General features: G+C 72.0%; 16 protein-coding genes. 8 read left to right on the forward strand and 8 right to left on the reverse strand.

What is annotated here, in order from left to right:
* Positions 1-10: 10 nt before the first annotated feature.
* From BM419_RS00965 to madL, 3 genes are all read right to left on the reverse strand, one after another.
* Complete coding sequence (locus BM419_RS00965) at positions 11-679, reverse strand: GntR family transcriptional regulator (RefSeq protein WP_020091534.1); 669 nt, start codon at positions 677-679, stop codon at positions 11-13.
* Between the two features lie 122 nt (positions 680-801).
* Positions 802-1,566: a malonate transporter subunit MadM gene (gene madM, locus BM419_RS00970; RefSeq protein ID WP_026604683.1), complete on the reverse strand. Its 765-nt coding sequence runs from the start codon at positions 1,564-1,566 to the stop codon at positions 802-804.
* Between the two features lie 17 nt (positions 1,567-1,583).
* The gene (gene madL / locus BM419_RS00975) at positions 1,584-2,015 is read right to left on the reverse strand and encodes a malonate transporter subunit MadL (protein ID WP_042671878.1); all 432 of its coding nucleotides are present in this window, start codon (positions 2,013-2,015) and stop codon (positions 1,584-1,586) included.
* A 227-nt stretch (positions 2,016-2,242) separates the two neighbouring features.
* On the opposite strand from madL, the gene mdcA reads away from it, so the two are divergent.
* The 8 genes from mdcA (at position 2,243) to BM419_RS01015 (ending at position 10,156) form a co-directional block, all read left to right on the forward strand.
* Positions 2,243-3,889, forward strand: coding sequence for a malonate decarboxylase subunit alpha (gene mdcA, locus BM419_RS00980; RefSeq protein ID WP_091924416.1), 1,647 nt, complete (start codon positions 2,243-2,245; stop codon positions 3,887-3,889).
* A 38-nt stretch (positions 3,890-3,927) separates the two neighbouring features.
* Positions 3,928-4,236, forward strand: coding sequence for a malonate decarboxylase acyl carrier protein (mdcC, locus tag BM419_RS00985; RefSeq protein ID WP_042671880.1), 309 nt, complete (start codon positions 3,928-3,930; stop codon positions 4,234-4,236).
* 2 nt (positions 4,237-4,238) lie between these two features.
* Positions 4,239-5,168, forward strand: coding sequence for a biotin-independent malonate decarboxylase subunit beta (locus BM419_RS00990; RefSeq protein WP_020091539.1), 930 nt, complete (start codon positions 4,239-4,241; stop codon positions 5,166-5,168).
* Positions 5,155-5,871: a biotin-independent malonate decarboxylase subunit gamma gene (gene mdcE, locus BM419_RS00995; RefSeq protein ID WP_020091540.1), complete on the forward strand. Its 717-nt coding sequence runs from the start codon at positions 5,155-5,157 to the stop codon at positions 5,869-5,871. Before BM419_RS00990 ends, mdcE begins: the two co-directional genes overlap by 14 nt.
* Complete coding sequence (mdcG, locus tag BM419_RS01000) at positions 5,864-6,523, forward strand: malonate decarboxylase holo-[acyl-carrier-protein] synthase (RefSeq protein ID WP_020091541.1); 660 nt, start codon at positions 5,864-5,866, stop codon at positions 6,521-6,523. The genes mdcE and mdcG overlap by 8 nt, the downstream gene beginning before the upstream one ends.
* Entirely contained in the window at positions 6,520-7,446 is a 927-nt protein-coding gene (locus BM419_RS01005; protein WP_091924419.1) for an acyltransferase domain-containing protein, read from the forward strand. Before mdcG ends, BM419_RS01005 begins: the two co-directional genes overlap by 4 nt.
* A gap of 176 nt (positions 7,447-7,622) precedes the next feature.
* Positions 7,623-8,606 carry a GDP-mannose 4,6-dehydratase gene (gene gmd, locus BM419_RS01010; protein WP_020091543.1) on the forward strand — a complete coding sequence of 328 codons (984 nt, stop codon included), beginning with the start codon at positions 7,623-7,625 and terminating at the stop codon, positions 8,604-8,606.
* Between the two features lie 68 nt (positions 8,607-8,674).
* On the forward strand, positions 8,675-10,156 hold the full coding sequence (locus tag BM419_RS01015; RefSeq protein WP_020091544.1) for an aldehyde dehydrogenase: 1,482 nt from the start codon (positions 8,675-8,677) through the stop codon (positions 10,154-10,156).
* Between the two features lie 38 nt (positions 10,157-10,194).
* Here BM419_RS01015 and BM419_RS01020 read toward each other — a convergent pair whose 3' ends face one another.
* From BM419_RS01020 to BM419_RS01040, 5 genes are all read right to left on the reverse strand, one after another.
* Positions 10,195-11,424, reverse strand: a complete 1,230-nt coding sequence (locus BM419_RS01020; protein ID WP_234081058.1) for an O-antigen ligase family protein — start codon at positions 11,422-11,424, stop codon at positions 10,195-10,197.
* Positions 11,425-11,539: 115 nt separating this feature from the next.
* Positions 11,540-13,051, reverse strand: coding sequence for a lipopolysaccharide biosynthesis protein (locus tag BM419_RS01025; RefSeq protein ID WP_020091546.1), 1,512 nt, complete (start codon positions 13,049-13,051; stop codon positions 11,540-11,542).
* Positions 13,048-14,271 (reverse strand): glycosyltransferase family 4 protein, encoded by a 1,224-nt coding sequence (locus BM419_RS01030; RefSeq protein WP_026604684.1) that lies wholly within the window; start codon positions 14,269-14,271, stop codon positions 13,048-13,050. Before BM419_RS01030 ends, BM419_RS01025 begins: the two co-directional genes overlap by 4 nt.
* A gap of 110 nt (positions 14,272-14,381) precedes the next feature.
* Positions 14,382-15,638, reverse strand: coding sequence for a glycosyltransferase family 4 protein (locus BM419_RS01035; RefSeq protein ID WP_020091548.1), 1,257 nt, complete (start codon positions 15,636-15,638; stop codon positions 14,382-14,384).
* Positions 15,619-16,755 (reverse strand): glycosyltransferase family 4 protein, encoded by a 1,137-nt coding sequence (locus BM419_RS01040; RefSeq protein ID WP_020091549.1) that lies wholly within the window; start codon positions 16,753-16,755, stop codon positions 15,619-15,621. The genes BM419_RS01035 and BM419_RS01040 overlap by 20 nt, the downstream gene beginning before the upstream one ends.
* Positions 16,756-16,785 lie beyond the last annotated feature (30 nt).

Genomic DNA, 16,785 nt, shown 5'->3' on the forward strand with positions numbered 1-16,785 from the left:
CGCCGGCCCGTCACTCCGTCTCGGCGATGTAGCGCCCCAGCGCCGCCGCGGCCCTGAGCATGTGGGCGCGCATGCGACGGGCGGCCGTCTCGCCGTCCCCCTCTGCGATGGCCGACAGGATCTCGCCGTGCTCCTCCCGCGAGCGGCGGATCCGGTCGGCGTGGCGGAGCTGCGTGCGCCGGAACGCGGCCAGCCGCTCGCGGATCGCCAGGGCCTGCTCGGCCATGAAGCCGTTGTGCGTCGCCGTGTAGAGTGCCTCGTGGAAGGCGCGGTTGAATCGGTCGTAGGCGTCGACGTCGCCCGCCTCGACCGCCTTGGCGGATTCCTCGTGGAGCTCCATCAGCTCCCCGCGCTCGAGGGGCGTCATCCGGTAGGTGGCCAGCCGGGCGCACATCGCCTCGATCTCGGCGGTCGTCTCGAACATGTCGGCGATCCGCTGCGGCGTCAGGCGCGCCACCACCACGCCCCGCCGGGGCCGGATCTCCACGAGGCCCGAGGCCGCGAGCTGGCGCAGCGCCTCACGGACGGGCGTGCGCGATGCGCCGTAGCGATCGGCGAGGTTCTGCTCGTCGAGGGCCGTACCGGCCGCGATCGTCCCCGACGCGATGGCGTCGGTGAGCGCGTCGCGGATCCGGTCCGAGAGCAGCCCGCTGTCGATCTTCTGGAAGTCGCCGTGCATCCGCCGTTCCTCGATCGTCCCCTGAGCGGCGCCTGCCCGTCCTCGGGAAGACGATGCGGGACCATACCCTAATCCGCGCGTGCGGATCCGCTGTTCGGCCGGGAAGCCGGTGAGCCGACGCGTCAGCCGACCAGGGCCCGCACCGTCAGGAACAGGATCGACGGTCCGACGAGGCAACCGATGCCGGTGTGGAACGTCGCCGTCAGTGCGCCGTAGGGGACGAGCTTCGGATCCGTCGCCGCGAGGCCCCCGGCGACTCCGCTGACCGTACCCATCAGGCCGCCATACGCCATGGCCGAGCGCGGGTTGTCGAGGCCGATCAGCCGGGCGACCAGGGGCGTTCCGACCATCACCATCACCGCCTTGGTCACTCCGGTGGCGATGGACAGCGCCATCACGGTGGAATCCGCGCCGATCGCCGCGCCGGTGACGGGCCCGACGATGTAGGTGATCGCCCCGGCGCCGATCGTCGTGATCGAGACCGCGTCGTGATAGCCGAAAGCCACGGCGGTCAGGGTGCCGACGATGAACGGCAGGATCGTGCCCAGCGCCAGCGCCAGGACACCCAGCAGGCCCGCGCGCCGCGCCTCGATCACGTCCACCTCGAAGGCGGTGGCGACGATGGCGAAGTCGCGCAGCATCGCCCCGCCCATGAGGCCGATCCCGGCGAGCGCCGGGATGTCGGCGAGGCCCTTCTTCCCGCCCGTGTAGAGCCCGCCGACATAGGCGAGCACCAGACCGAGCACGATCGCGATCGCGGAGCCGTGGACCCGGCCGTTGGTCAGGTGCTTGGCGGCGAAGTTCGAGACCAGGATCAGCGCGCCGACCACCGCGAAGGCGGCCACGAGGCTCTGCTCGACGAAGACGTGCTCGATGCCGTGCCAGATGTCGGGTCCCATGGCGATCATCCCTTCCTGGCGATGGGGTCGGCGTCGCCGTCGATCACGGATCCGCCGTGCTCGACGGGGCCGCCGCCGGGATCGCGCCGGCCGATCCGGCTCAGCAGGGCGACCGCGCCGAAGCACAGGACCAGGGAGCCGGTCGCGGCGATCAGCACGATCGGGCCGCCGCTCACGGCGGCGACGACGTTCTGCTGGGCCGCCATGGCGACCACGATCGGGATGTACATCCCCGCCCAGAACTCGACGCCGAACTGAACGCCCTTCGTCAGGCGGCCCCGGCGGGACAGCCACAGGCGCGCGGCGATGAGCAGGATCATGGCGATGCCGACGCCGCCGACATTGGCCTTCACGCCGAGGGCCAGGCCGAGGAGATCGCCGAGATACACGCCGACCAGCGTGCAGGCGGCGAGCAGGGCGACACCGAGGACGATCATCGGCGTTGCCCCTTCCAGGAAGCGGCTCTTCCGGCCGCATCCGACGGCCGTATGGACGCGTGCGACATAGCGCGTTGCCCTCCCGGATCGGCCTCGGGGGCCGTTGGTGAAAGTATGCAAGATATTGACAGGTGCGCAATCCCGTATACGAAACTGTGATAGAGAAGGGTTTGAGAATACCAGAGCGCCCGCTATATGACGTTCGGTACACCGGTGGGAGCACGCGGATGGGCGAGTGGCGCGGTGAGAGGCAGGCGCGCGACGCGCGGATCGCGGCGGGGCGCGCCCATGCGGACGGCAAGGTCGTGCCGGCCGGAGCCGTGGTCGACCTCCTGGAGGCCATCCTGCGGCCCGGCGACCGTGTCTGCCTCGAGGGCGACAACCAGAAGCAGGCCGACTGCCTCGCCCGCGGCCTGAGCGCCTGCGATCCCGGGAAGGTCCACGACCTGCACATGGTCCAGTCGGGAATCGTGCTGCCCGAGCACCTCGACGTGTTCGAGACCGGGATCGCGAAGCGGCTCGACTACTCGTATTCGGGCCCGCAGGGCGCCCGCATCGCCAAGATGCTCTACGGCGGCCAGATCGAGCTCGGGGCGGTGCACACCTACCTGGAGCTGTTCGCCCGCTACTTCGTCGACCTGACGCCCAACGTGGCGCTGATCGCCGGCGTCTCGGCCGACCGGAACGGCAACCTGTATACGGGGCCGAACACCGAGGACACGCCGACCGTCGTGGAGGCGACCGCCTTCAAGAACGGCGTCGTGGTCGCGCAGGTCAACGAGATCGTCGACGCGGTCCCGCGAGTCGACATCCCGGGCGACCGGATCGACTTCGTGGTCGAGGCCGACAGGCCCTTCTACGTGGAGCCGCTCTTCACCCGCGACCCGGCGGCGATGACCGAGACGCAGATCCTGATCGCCATGATGGCGATCAAGGGCATCTACGCGGAGTACGGCATCAAGCGGCTCAACCACGGCATCGGGTTCGGCACGGCCGCGATCGAGCTGCTGCTGCCGACCTACGGCGAGAAGCTCGGCCTCAAGGGCAAGATCGCCACGCACTGGGCGCTGAATCCGCACCCGACCCTGATCCCGGCGATCGAGTCCGGATGGGTCAAGCAGGTTCACTGCTTCGGCTCCGAGGTCGGGATGGACCGCTACATCCGCGAGCGGCCGGACGTCTTCTTCACCGGCGCCGACGGGAGCCTGCGCTCGAACCGGGCCTTCTGCCAGACCGCCGGCCTCTACGCCTGCGACATGTTCATCGGCGCGACCCTGCAGATCGACCTGATGGGCCATTCCTCGACCATCACCCAGTCGCGGGTGGCGGGCTTCGGCGGGGCGCCCAACATGGGGTCGGACCCGCACGGACGACGCCACCCCTCCGACGCCTGGATGAAGGCCGGCCGCGAGGGCCAGATCGTCGGCGATCCGGCACTGATGCGCGGGCGCAAGCTCGTCGTGCAGCTCGTCGAGACCTTCGGCGACAAGCTGGTGCCGACCTTCGTGGAGAAGCTCGACGCCCTCGAACTGGCCAAAAAGATCGGCCTCGAGCTGGCGCCGGTCATGATCTATGCGGACGACGTCACTCACATCGTCACCGAGGAAGGCATCGCCAACCTCCTGCTCTGCCGCGACGCCGACGAGCGCGAGCAGGCGATCCGGGGCGTGGCCGGCTACACCGAGGTCGGTCGCGGTCGAGACCGGGCGAAGGTCGAGCAGCTGCGCGCCCGGGGCGTCATCCGACGCCCGGAGGATCTGGGCATCGAGCCGCTCGACGCCGACCGCGCACTGCTCGCCGCGAAGTCGATCAAGGATCTCGTGCACTGGTCCGGCGGGCTCTACGAGCCGCCCGCCCGCTTCCGGAACTGGTAGCGTCGCGCGATGACGTATCCGCACCCGAGGAGCCGGCGATGGAATCCCTGACCTTCCGCCACACCACCAGGAAGCCGCTGGCCGGCTCGGCGCCGAGTGCGATCACCGGCGTCGTCGCCTCCGGCAACCTGGAGATCCTGCTGGAGCGGGTGCTGCCGCCGGATGCCTGCGAGGTGGCCATCGAGACCCCGATCGCCGGCTACGGCGACGTCTGGGAGGCGGTGGTGGCCGATTTCGTTGCCCGGGCGCAGCCGGGCGGCCTCCGCATCAGCATCAACGACGGCGGCGCTCGCCCCGACACCGTGTCGCTGCGCCTGCTCCAGGGCGCGCGGCTGATGGAGGCCTGACCATGGCTGCCGACCGCGCCGCGCGCTTCGATCCGGACGCCCTGAGCTGGTACGAGGCCACCGCCCGCCAGCGCGTGCTGGCGCTCACCGATCCGGGAAGCTTCCGCGAGTTCCTGCCGCCAACCGAGCGGCGGATGAGCCCGCACCTGCCGCTCTTCGACCTGCCCCGCGCCTTCGACGACGGTATCGTGGTCGGGAGCGCGCGCCTCGACGGCGACCCGGTCCTGGTCGCCGCCCAGGAGGGCCGCTTCATGGGCGGCGCCTTCGGCGAGGTGCACGGCGGCAAGCTGGTCGGCCTGCTCCGCGCGGCCCTGGAGCTGAAGCCGAAGGCGGTCCTTATCTTGTTCGACACCGGCGGCGTCCGCCTTCAGGAGGCCAATGCCGGCGAGACGGCCATCGCCGAGACCATGCGGGCCATCGTCGACGTCCGCGCGGCCGGCATCCCGGTCGTCGGGCTGATCGGCGGGCGGGCCGGCTGCTACGGCGGCGGCGGCCTCATCGCCGGCACCTGCTCGCGGCTCGCCGTGTCGGAGAGCGGGCGCATCTCGGTCTCCGGCCCCGAGGTGATCGAGACCAACAAGGGCGCCGAGGAGTTCGATTCCCGCGACCGCGCTCTGGTCTGGCGGACCATGGGTGGCAAGCACCGTCGTCTGATCGGGGGCGCCGACGCCTTCTGCGCCGACACGGTCGCGGCCTTCCGCGCGGCCGCCCGCGACCTCGTCGGCCGAGCGCCGGCCTTCGATCTGGCGACCCTGGACGCCGAGCAGGCGCGCCTGAAGGCCCGGATCGAGCGATTCGGCGATTGCCGCGACGCCACCGAGGTCTGGGCGCGCCTCGGCGTGAACGATCCCGACGCGGTGCCGGCGATGGACACGCCCGCCTTCGACGAGACCGTGGCCCGGAGCCCGGAGGCCGACCATGACGCTCGCTGAGATCCTCGCCTCCCTGTTCCCGCGAGGACACGCGGTGGCGGTGCGCGACGGCCTCGTGACCGGGACCGGCCCCTTCGCGGACGGCCGGATGCACGTGGTCGGCGTCGACGGCGACACGCCCCTGGGCGTCGACGGGGCGCTGGTCCTGTCGCGCGCCGTGCTCGACGCCGTCCGGGTTGGCGACCGCGCGCCGATCCTCGTGGCGGTGGATTCCGACAGCCAGCGCATGAGCCGCCGCGACGAGTTGCTGGGTCTCAACGAGTGCCTCGCGCATCTCGCCAAGGCGCTGCTCCTCGCGGACCGGGCGGGCCATCCGACGATCGGGTTGATCTATGGCCACTCGGCCGCCGGCGCCTTCATCGCCACGGCCCTCGCGACGCGGGTCCTCGCGGCCCTGCCCGGGGCGAACCCGAGCGTGATGGACCTGCCGTCCGTCGCCCGGGTGACCAAGCTGCCGCTCGACACGCTGAAGGACATGGCGAAGTCGACGCCCGTCTTCGCGCCCGGCCTCGACAACATGGTGGCGACCGGCGCCGTCCACGTGGTTCTAAACCCGGACCTGTCCCTGGAGGGCCAGATCCGCGCGGTGATCGATACCCTGCCGGCGGAGGATATCCGCGACCGGCTGGGCGCCGAGCGAGGCGGTCGCCCGGTCGCCCGCACCGTCGCGGCGGCCGTGGCCGACCAAGCCCGTCTTGGCTGAGCCGTTCCGACGCCACGACCTCGTCCGGGTCGATCCGGCGGCCTGGGCGGCGTGGCGCGCGGACCGGCCCGACCTCGGCGCCGTCCCCCATCTCGACGGCTGGGCCGCTGCGGGCCGGCCGCTGATCGTCCGCCGCCGCGTCCCCGGAGAGACCGGCGACGCGGTGCCGCTCGGCCTGCCGCTGCCGCCCGCGGACGGCAAGCGGCGGATCGGGCTAGCGCTGCCGGCATCGGCGCTGGCGCCCGCACCGGTGGTGACCCTCGCCCAGGCCGCCACTCGCGCGCCGGCGGCCTGGGGCCCGAGCCTCGACGCCCTGACGGCGCTCGGCCGGCGGCACGGCCTCGTGCCGCGCCCCTTCGGCAGCCTGCTCTGGCAGGCGGTCACCGGCCTAACCTACCTGAGCGCCAGCTCCGATCTCGACCTGCTCTGGCCGTGCCCACCACCGGTGCCGGTCAACCTTCTCGACGGCATCGCCGCCGCGGCGGAGACGGCGCCGATGGGCATCGACGGCGAGATCCAGTTGCCGGACGGCGCCGACCTGCACTGGCGCGAGCTGCGCGACGCGCCGGAGGACGGCTCGGTGCTCGCCAAGAGCCTGGACCGGCTGGTCCTGCGGCCGGTCGCGGGCCTGAGGGGCGCGCCCCCGGCATGACCCTCGCGATCCTCCTCTCCGGCCAGGGCGGCCAGCACCCGGCGATGTTCGACCTGACGGCCGATCATCCAGCCGCCCAGGACGTGTTCGCGGCCGCCAGACCGCTCCTCGACGGCGCCGACCCGCGCGACCTGGCGCGCGCCGGCGGCGACACCCTGACCGCCAATCGGACCGGCCAGATCCTGTGCTGCGTCGCCGCCCTGGCGGCGTGGCGGGCCCTGGTCGGGGCGGTGCCGGACCGGTCGATCGTGGCCGGGTACAGCATCGGCGATCTCGCCGCCTGGGGCGTGGCCGGACGCCTCGATCCTGCGGACGTCCTCGCCCTGGCCGCGCGGCGCGCGGAGGCCATGGATGCCGCCTCCGGCGCGGGGTTCGGGCTGGCGGGCGTCCGCGGCCTGAGCCTCGACAGGCTCGCGGATCTCGCGGCGCGCCACGGCTGTCACCTCGCCATCCGCAACGCGGCCGACAGCGGCGTCGTCGGCGGTCCGCGCGCGGCGCTGGAGGTGCTGTGCCGGGAGGCGACCGGCGCGGGCGCGCAGCGCGCCGTGGTCCTGCCCGTTCACACGCCGTCGCACACGCCCCTGCTCGACGCCGCGACGGTCGCATTCCGGGACGCGCTCGCCGCGGTGCCGCCGCGCCGCCCGCCGCCCGGAGCGCCCCGGCTGCTCAGCGGGCTGGACGGGAGCACGGTGTTTCGGGATGCCGAGGGTCGCGGGAAGCTGGCCCTCCAGATCTCGCGCACGATCGACTGGGCCGCCTGCCTGGAGGCGTGCCGCGAGTACGGCGCGGACCGCGTCCTCGAGCTCGGGCCGGGCCACGCCCTCGCCACCATGGCCCGGGCCGCCCTCCCGGCGGCGCGCGTCCACGCCGTCGAGGAATTCCGCTCGCTCGACGGCGTGGCGGACTGGCTCGCGCGACCTTAGCCGTGCCGCACTGGGGTCGCATGACCATTGCAGATGGCTGTCGAGTTGCGACGCTAGTCTGGCGATGTGCCGCTCCGGCTCCGCTTGCTTGGCGCAATACTGATGTCGACACATCGCCTTGACGCGCGGCCCGTTGCGGTCGTAGCAGCCGGGCATCTTCGGGACGGGACGGGTTCATGACGGCCAAGCGAGCGCTGATCACGGGTGTGACGGGCCAGGACGGCGCGTATCTGGCGCAGCTGCTCCTGCAGAAGGGCTACGCCGTCACCGGCATCGTGCGGCGCTCCAGCCACGCCGGAGTCTTCGACCACCGGTTGAAGTGGCTCGGCATCACCGACGACGTCGAGCTGGTCGACGGCAACCTGCTCGACCAGTCCGCCCTGCTGCGCATCGTCCAGGCCACGAAGCCCGACGAGATCTACAACCTCGCCGCCCAGTCGTTCGTGACCTCGTCCTGGCAGCAGCCGCTGCTCACCGGGCAGGTGACCGGCCTCGGCGCGGTGCACATGCTGGAATGCCTGCGCTCGGCGGCGCCCCAGGCGCGCTACTACCAGGCCTCGACCTCGGAGATGTTCGGCCTGATCCAGGAGGCCAAGCAGAGCGAGTCGACGCCGTTCTACCCGCGTTCGCCCTACGGCGTGGCCAAGCTGTACGCGCACTGGATGACCATCAACTACCGCGAGAGCTTCGGGCTGCACGCGTCGAACGGCATCCTGTTCAACCACGAGAGCCCGCTGCGCGGCGTCGAGTTCGTCACCCGCAAGGTCACCGACGCGGTGGCGCGGATCAAGCTCGGGAAGCAGAAGGAGCTGCGGTTGGGCAACATCGACGCCAAGCGCGACTGGGGCCACGCCCGGGACTACGTGCAGGCGATGTGGCTGATGCTGCAGCAGGACCGCCCGGACGATTACGTGATCGCCACCGGCCGGACCACGACCGTGCGGGACATGTGCGAGATCGCGTTCAAGCATGTCGGCCTGAAGGTGGACGACCACCTGATCGTCGACCCGGCGCTGTTCCGGCCGGCGGAGGTCGAGGTGCTGCTGGGCAACCCCGCCAAGGCCAAGGCGACGTTCGGCTGGGAGGCCGAGACCAGCCTCGAGGCGCTGATCACCGAGATGGTCGACGCCGACATCAAGCGCCTCAGCGCCAACGCCTGAGCCGTCGGGCTCGCCGCGAGCGGGCTCCGGATCCATATGGCGCGCATCCCCGGACGGAGAGGCGCGCCGTGAAGACCTACCAGCTCTACATCGACGGCCAGTCCGTCGATCCGGTCGAGGGCTCGTGGTTCGAGTCCATCGACCCCTATCGCGGCGAGCCCTGGGCGCGGATCCCGCGCGCTGGGCGCGCCGACGTCGACCGGGCGGTAGCCGCGGCCAAGCGCGCCATGTGGGACGGACCCTGGGCGATCATGACGGCCTCGGCCCGCGGCAAGGTCCTGCGCCGGATCGGCGATCTCGTCGAGCGCGAGGCCAAGGCGCTGGCCGAGATCGAGGTCCGCGACAACGGCAAGCTCTTCGCCGAGATGTACGGCCAGACCCGCTACCAGCCGGAATGGTGGTGGTACTACGCGGGGCTCGCCGACAAGGTCGAGGGCGCGCAGGTGCCGATCGACAAGCCCGAGACCTTCGCGTTCACCCGGCACGAGCCCGTAGGCGTGGTCGGGGCGCTGACGGCGTGGAACTCGCCGCTCCTGTTCGTCGCCTGGAAATGCGCGCCCGCGCTCGCGGCGGGCTGCGCGGTCGTGGTGAAGCCGTCCGAGTTCGCCTCCGCGAGCACGCTGGAATTCGCCCGCCTGACCAAGGAGGCCGGGCTGCCCGACGGCATGTTCAACGTCGTCACCGGCTACGGCGGCGAGGCCGGCACCGCCATCGTCGAGCATCCCGACGTCGCCAAGATCACCTTCACGGGCTCGGACGTCACCGGCGCGAAAGTCTACGAGGCCGCCGCCCGGCAGATCAAGCGCGTCTCCCTGGAGCTAGGCGGGAAATCGCCCAACATCGTCTTCGCCGATGCCGACCTGAAGGCCGCCGCCGCGGGGGCGATCTCGGGCATCTTCGCGGCCACCGGGCAGACCTGCATCGCCGGCTCGCGCCTGCTGGTGCAGAACAGCATCCGCCAGGAATTCACCGAGCGCCTGATCGAGCTGGCCCGCACCGCCAAGCTCGGCGACCCGATGCAGGCCGACACCAATATCGGGCCGATCACGACGCCGCCCCAGTACACGAAGGTGCTCGACTACATCGCGCTCGCCAAGAGCGAGGGCGCGCGCTGCGTCTTCGGCGGCAACCCCGCCTCCGGACCCGGCGTGCTCGGCGGCCAGTTCGTCGAGCCGACGATCTTCACGGGCGTCACCAACGACATGCGCATCGCCCAGGAGGAGGTGTTCGGCCCGGTGCTGTCGATCATCGGCTTCGAGGACGAGGCCGAGGCGCTGAGGGTCGGCAACGACGTGATCTACGGGCTCGCGGCGGGTGTCTGGACCCAGGATATCGGCCGCGCGATGCGCATGTCGAAGGGTCTGCGGGCCGGCACCGTCTGGGTGAACACTTACCGGGCGGTGAGCTACATGATGCCGTTCGGCGGCATGAAGCGCTCGGGCATCGGCCGCGAGAGCGGCATCGAGTCGATCCGCGAGTACCTGGAGACCAAGAGCGTCTGGATCTCCACGAGCCGCGACGCCCCGGAGAACCCCTTCGTCATGCGCTGAGCCCGCGGGCCGCGCCGCGATCCGTGGCGGCGCGGTCCCTAATCCGGGGTCGATTGGGCGCGGTCCGGTGGCAGCGCGAGGGATGCCAGGACGAAGCCCATGAAGAAGAGGAAGTACTGGTTGACCGACAGTTCCTCGAACATGAGCGACGGGATCAGGAACACCGCGCTGTAGGTCAGGAACGGCCCGAAGGCGGCGGGCGCCAGCAGGATCCGCCCGAGGCCGGCGACGAGCAGCAGCGCCGCGGCGATGCCGCTCTGGAGTGCCAGCGACACGAAGCCGTTGTGTGGTGTCACGAGCCCGGTCAGGGCCTGCAGCTCCTCCCGGCGGGCGACCTCGCCGACGCCGAACGGGTACTCGAGGACCAGCTGGAGCGCGGTCACGCCGGACAGGAACCGCTCGTCGAAATTGCCCGTGACGTTGTGGTCCTCGGCGAAGCGCCGCTCGATCGCCTGGGACAGCGTCCCCGGCAGCGGGATCTCCCCCGTCACCGCCCAGGCCACGAGCAGGACGCCCAGGACGCCGAGCGCGGCCAGCACCGCGGGCGCCTTGAGGTTCCGCCGCATCAGCAGGCCGAGGAACAGGATCGGCATGAACAGGCCGGCGCGGTTGTTGGTGAACGGGAAGCTCGCCAGGAGGGCCGCGAAGTAGGCGAGATAGACGATCTTCAGGCGATAGCGCAGGCTGAGCAGCAGGGCCGCGGCCCCGGCCAGGGCGAAGACGTGGCCGGTCTCGTTGCCGGAGGCCCAGAGGCCGCCCTGCTTGTCCTGCACGAACAGCTTCAGCTCCTCGTCGAGCCCGTCCGTGGGAACGGCGAGTCCGAACCGGTCGAGCGGCATGCCGGAGGCGGCGAGCAGCAGGACCGCGAGGGAGGCGAGCATTCCGGCGAGCAGGCCGACGCAGAATGCGTCCTCGACGCGCCGGTCGCGGAACATCACCAGCAGGATGAACGCCTGGACCACGTAGAGCAGCAGGACGAGGGTCAGGTAGACGTCGCCCGCCTGCTTGTGGGCCTTCAGCACCAACGAGGCCGCGATCAGCGCCAGGATGCCGGCGAGGGGCGCGGCCTGCCGCAGTGCCTCCGCGACGACGGCGCGGCGCAACCCGAGCCAGGGGATGAGCAGGAACGGCAGCAGGTCGGACAGGCGCTGGAACGGCAGCCCGAAGGTCGAGGTCAGGACGTTGAAGTTCAGGGCGGCGCCGAGCAGGAACACGGCGACGCGGTCCGCGAGGAGGGACGCGGCCGGCGCACGCGTCTCGATCGGCAACGCCTGTCCCGCCATCACCCTGCACCGTCCCCGCGCATCGGCCGCCGATGAACGCTCCGCCGGCCGCGGCCTCTAGCGGGCAGTGTCGCCCACAAAGGTTGGCGGAGGGTGCAGATCAGGCGGGGCGTCTCAGGACCAGGCCGACGGCCGTGCGGAGCGTGCCGCGCATGAAGATCCAGGCGAGGCCCAGATAGGCCGCGATCCCGATTCCGACCGCCGCGAACAGGCCGACCCGGTCCCCGAGGGCGGCGTGGATCGGCCCCTGGACGAGCAGCACCAGCCCGGCCATCGCGCCGGCGCAGAGCGTGATCGGCGCGAGGAGCCGCACGAGCCGCCCGTTCGTGACCGGGACGACGCGCCCGACGCTGGCGACGATCGCGGGCGTGAACAGGTAGGCCCGCACCACGTGCCCGGCGACCAGTGCGGCGAGGCCGAAGGGCGCGGTGACGAGGGCCGCCGCGGCGCCGAGGCCGAACTGCGCGCCGGCGAGCCGCAGGGCCGTGCCGTTGCGGCCCAGGGCCGTGAAGATCATCCACAGCATCGAGGTGGCGACGAATTCCGGGGCGAGGAGCGCGAGCGTCCGCAGCACCGGCGCCGCGTCGTGCCACTGGTCGCCGAACAGGAACGGGATGAGGGTCGGGGCGACGGCCGCCATGCCGAAGAAGGCGGGCACGGCCAGGAAGGCCGAGGCCTCGGTGAATCCGTGGAAGGCCGCGGCCAGCTCGCCCGGACGGTCCTGGAGGCGCGCGTAGGTGGTCAGCCCGACCGTGGTCAGCGGGATGACCGCGACCTGGCTCACGAGGTCGATGCAGCGCCACGCGAGGCGCAGGTAGCCGACATCGGTGGCGGACAGGAAGTAGGCCGCGATGACTTCCTGGCTCCGGATCGAGGCGACGAGCAGCAGATAGGTGCAGAACAGCCGCGAGCCGAACGCGATCTGCTCGCGCACGGAGGCGAGATGCAGCCGCAGCGGCGGAATCCAGCGGGCCGCCGCCCAGGTCAGGAGCGTGGTCGCGGTCGCGGCGACGAGCCGCTGCACCACCAGGCTCCAGACGCCGTAGCCGTCGAGGGCCAGCACGAGGGCCGCGGCGCCGCCGAGCACGTTGGCGCCGAGCGCCCGCAGGGCGAGCTTGCGGAACCCGAAGCTCCGCTGGAGCCGCGCTTCGTGGATCGCACCCGCTGCGGTGATGACGAAACAGGCGGAGAGCGCGCACAGGACCGGCCGCAGCGCTGGCAGGTCGAAGATCCAGGCGATCGGGCCGGCCAGGGCCACGAGGCCCACGGCGCACAGGACACCCGTGGCGAGCATCACCCAGAAGGCGGTGGCGGCGAAGTCCTCGTCGAGGTCGGCGCGCTGGACCACCGCGTCGGGCAGGCCGCAGCGCGCGACGATCTGCAGGATGTCGATGAAGACCGCGGCGATCGCCACCATCCCGAACTCGGCGGGCCCGATGAGGCGGGCGAGCACGAGGAACACCCCGAAGCTGAGGACCACGTTGCCGACCGAGGCCACCGCCACCCAGCGCGCGGCGTCGAACGAGCGCCGCGTCACCGCGGCGCCGGAGGCGAGCCCCGGCTCCTCCTCGGCGGCGGCCGCCTCCGACAGGACCGGCGCGGCGGCGCTCACGGGCGGCTCGCCCGACGCTCGGCAACGAGTTCGGCGTAGAGATCGAGGTACTTCTCGGCGACGCGCTCCGAGGTCGATTCGCGGATGACGTGCTGGAAGGCGCGCTCGTCCGGCAGGTCACCGCGGCCGCGGGCGATCACGGTCCGCAGCCGTGCGGCGAGGTCGGCGTCGTCGCCCGGCGTGAACAGCCAGTCGGCATTGTCCTCGCCGATCAGCTCGGGGATGCCGCCCGAGCCCGCCCCGATCACCGGAACGCCCATCGTGTAGGCCTCGTAGATCGTCCGCGGCGACGGCTCGGCCCAGAACGACGGGACGATGAGCACGTCGATCGCGCTGAGGAACTCGGCGGGTTTCGCCCAGCCGACGAAGTCGATGGGCAGGCCCTCGGCCTGCGCCTTGAACCGCTCGATCGAGTCGTCCATCGCGTGGCCGGCGACGAGGCAGCGCCAATCGCCGGGACCGATCCGCCGGAAGGCGTCGATCATCGTGCCGACCCCCTTCTCGTTGTTGATCCGGCCGAGATAGCCGAAGGTCATCGGCTGGCCGGTCCGGTCGATCCGGCGCCTGGCCTCCGGGTCGCCCTCTGGGACGGTGCAGGAATAGAAGATCACCCGGCGCCGCTCGGGCGCGAGATGCGCGAACAACCCGTGGCCGACATGGGTCTTGAGGATCTCGGTCCCGACGCTGACGACCGCGTCCACCGACCGGTTCGTGATCTGCTTGGCGGCGTTGACCACCTTGCAGCCCAGGTGCCAGCGGTCGCACGGCTTGCCGTCCCTGAACATCGCGGCGTTGCCGCAGATCAGGTCGTACTCGCAGACCGTGTGGACGATCGGGATCCCGCGCTTGGCCGCCTCGCGCCAGACGAGAGTCGAGACGTCGAGCAGCGAGTGCGTGTTCACGATGTCGGGCCGGAAATCGTCGAGGACGCGGCCGAACTCGGCCGCGACGGCGAAATTCCACTGCTGCTTGAGCTTCGCCCAGGCGCGGCCGAAGCGGCTCGCCTGGGGCCAGTCCTCGAGCCAGAAATCGTTGTGGTGGGCCATGCGGTAGACGGTGACGCCGCCCCGCACGCTCTTGGGCTCGGGCTCCCGGGCGATGCAGGCCGCCGCCACCGTGTGGCCGGCCGCGACGAGTTCCTCGGCGAGGTGCTCCACCGAGCGCTCGGCGCCGCCCACGATGTAGGGCGGGTAGAGGGCGCTGAGATGCAGGATCCGCAGGGGGCCGGTCACCGCGCGCGCGGCCGCCTGATCCCTCGGGCGGTCCCGGTCCTGGGCGCGGGGTTCCTCCGAGAGGACCCGGGCGTAGCTCGACGACAGGGTGGGGGTCATCATGAACGGCACTCGCTGAGGTGCGGGCGCTCCGCGCGGGCGGAAGGCTCGGGAAGCGGTTCGATGGAGGCCGCGTCGCGGGTCGCGGCGTAGAGATCGAGATAGGCGGTCGCCACAGCGACCGGATCGGTGCCGGCGCGGATGCGTGCGGCGCGGGCGAGCCCCTCGGCGAGACGGGCCGGCTCCGCGATGATCCGGGCCATCGCGGCGGCGAGCGCCGGCGCGTCGCCGGGCGGGACCAGCCAGGGGCCGGACCCGACCTGCTCGCCGATGCCGCCGGTCGCGGTGCCGATCACCGGGACGCCGCGCCCGTAGGCCTCTGCCACCGTCCGGCCGAAGGGCTCGGGCCAGATCGGCGGGACCACGAGGCAGTCGAGATCGTCGAGGAAGGCGTCGCGCTCCGCGTAGCCCGGGAAGGTGACGGGCAGGCCCTCGGCCAGGGCACGGTAGCGGTCCAGCCCGTCCACGGCACGGCCCGCGACGGCGAGGTGCCAGCCGGTTTCCGGCAGGCGCCGGCAGGCCTCGAGGAGGACGTCGAGGCCCTTTGCGCCCTCGATCCGGCCCAGATAGCCGAACCGGACCGGCGCGCCGGGCGCCCGCTTCGCCCGCGTCACCGGCGAGCCGGGCGGGATGGGGTTCCAGATCACCCGGCGCAGCGACGGCGGCACATGAGCGAAGAGGCCGGCGGCGAGGTGGCGGTCGAGGATGTCCGAGCCCACGGCGGCGACTGCCGTCACGGCGCGCTGGCAGCGCCGGTGCGGCGCGGCGTAGAGGCGGCACTTGAGATGCTGCCGGGCGCAGGGACGCCCGTGGCGCACCATCGCGCCGTTGGTGCAGAGGCTGGTGAAGTCGTGCAGCGTGTGCACGACCGGCACCCGGAGCCGCCGGAGCATCGGCCAGAGCGCCGGCGGTAGCTCGGAGATGGAATGCGTGTTCACGAGGTCGGGGGCGTAGTCCCGGACCGCCCGCTCCATCCGGTCGACGGCGTGGCGGTTCCACTGCGCCGCGACCTTGTAGCGGAGGCGCTCGACCCGCCCGCGCTGCGGCCAATCGAGGATGTGGAACGGCGTCCCGTAGCCGATCCGGTAAACCGTGACGCCGTCCTGCAGGACCGGTCCGCCCTCGGTCCGCGCCGCGCAGGCAACGGCGACGCTGTGGCCGAGATCCGCCTGGGTCCGGGCGAGCGTCTCGACCATCAGTTCGGCGCCGCCGACCTGCTCGGGTGCGTAGAGGGAGCTAAGGTGCAGGATGCGCATGCGGCACCTCCCGGGCGGAACGCGCCGCCGCGCCGTCTTGAAGCGCGTCGAGCAGCAGTGTCTCGTAGCGGCGGGCGGTCTCGGCCCAGTCGTAGCGCCGGACATTGTCGCGGCCGCGGGCGATCAGCGTGTCCCTGAGATTGGGCTCGTCCAGCAGGCGGCGCAGGCACTCGGTCAGCGCCGCCGCGTCGGCGGGATCGAAGGTGAGGGCGCCGGCTCCCGCGATCTCGGGCGTCGCGGAGCGGTCCGAGCAGATCACGGGACAGTCAAGGGCCTGCGCCTCCAGAACGGGCAGGCAGAATCCCTCGGCGAAGGACGGGACGCACAGGCACAGCGCGCCGCGATAGAGGGCCGCCAGCCTGTCGTCGCCGATGCCCGACAGGCGGGTCAGGGGGATCGGCGCGTCGCCGATTGCGGCGGCGACGGCCTCGTCGGAATCCTCGCCGACGTGGACGATCCCGATCCCCGGCCTCCCGAGCGCGACCACGGCGCGCGCAAGGGTCGCGAAGTTCTTGTTGTAGAGGGCGTTGCCGACGGCCAGCACGTACGGCCCCGCCGGGACTTCGGCGACGGAACAAGCCACTGATGGGTCCAGCATGGCCGCGGACGGCACGGTGCGCGTCCGGCCGCGGAGCCGCGGGTAATGGTACTCCAGATCGCGCCGTGTCGCGTCCGAGACGGCGATTACCCGGGCGCTGTTGCCGAGGACCAGGCGGAAGATCGGGTCGGTGGTCAGGGCCTCGCGGGAGCGGACGCGCTCGGGCAGCGTGCGGAAATACAGGTCGTGCACCACGCTGACGCGGACGCGGCCGCCGAAGGCCGCCCCGTACGGGTCGATGTTCAGCACGACGTCGATGGCGCGGGCGCGGCACAGCCGCGGGACGGCGAGGCACTGGCGCAGGACGTCGAGCAGCATGATCCGCGGCCGCGGCACCGTCACGACCTCGACGCGGTCGCGGATCGACGCCGGCAGCTGGTCGCGGCGCCACGGGGAGCGGAGCACCACCGCGAAGGTGCCGCGCGCGACCAGGCCGGCGATCACCCGGAAGGCGACGAGCGCGACGCCCGACGGCCGACCGGCATGCTGGCTCGGCATGTTGACGAGGACGCGCGGCATGGCGGGTCTGGCGGCTCCGAACGGGAAGGG

This window comes from Methylobacterium sp. yr668 (genome assembly GCF_900116245.1).
Classification (GTDB): Bacteria; Pseudomonadota; Alphaproteobacteria; order Rhizobiales; family Beijerinckiaceae; genus Methylobacterium.

Coding starts and splice junctions, on each gene's coding strand:
- BM419_RS00965 (WP_020091534.1), bottom strand. CDS start 679: ATGCACGGCGACTTCCAGAAGATCGACAGCGGGCTGCTCTCGGACCGG.
- madL (WP_042671878.1), bottom strand. CDS start 2,015: ATGATCGTCCTCGGTGTCGCCCTGCTCGCCGCCTGCACGCTGGTCGGC.
- mdcA (WP_091924416.1), top strand. CDS start 2,243: ATGGGCGAGTGGCGCGGTGAGAGGCAGGCGCGCGACGCGCGGATCGCG.
- mdcC (WP_042671880.1), top strand. CDS start 3,928: ATGGAATCCCTGACCTTCCGCCACACCACCAGGAAGCCGCTGGCCGGC.
- BM419_RS00990 (WP_020091539.1), top strand. CDS start 4,239: ATGGCTGCCGACCGCGCCGCGCGCTTCGATCCGGACGCCCTGAGCTGG.
- mdcE (WP_020091540.1), top strand. CDS start 5,155: ATGACGCTCGCTGAGATCCTCGCCTCCCTGTTCCCGCGAGGACACGCG.
- BM419_RS01005 (WP_091924419.1), top strand. CDS start 6,520: ATGACCCTCGCGATCCTCCTCTCCGGCCAGGGCGGCCAGCACCCGGCG.
- gmd (WP_020091543.1), top strand. CDS start 7,623: ATGACGGCCAAGCGAGCGCTGATCACGGGTGTGACGGGCCAGGACGGC.
- BM419_RS01035 (WP_020091548.1), bottom strand. CDS start 15,638: ATGCGCATCCTGCACCTTAGCTCCCTCTACGCACCCGAGCAGGTCGGC.
- BM419_RS01040 (WP_020091549.1), bottom strand. CDS start 16,755: ATGCCGCGCGTCCTCGTCAACATGCCGAGCCAGCATGCCGGTCGGCCG.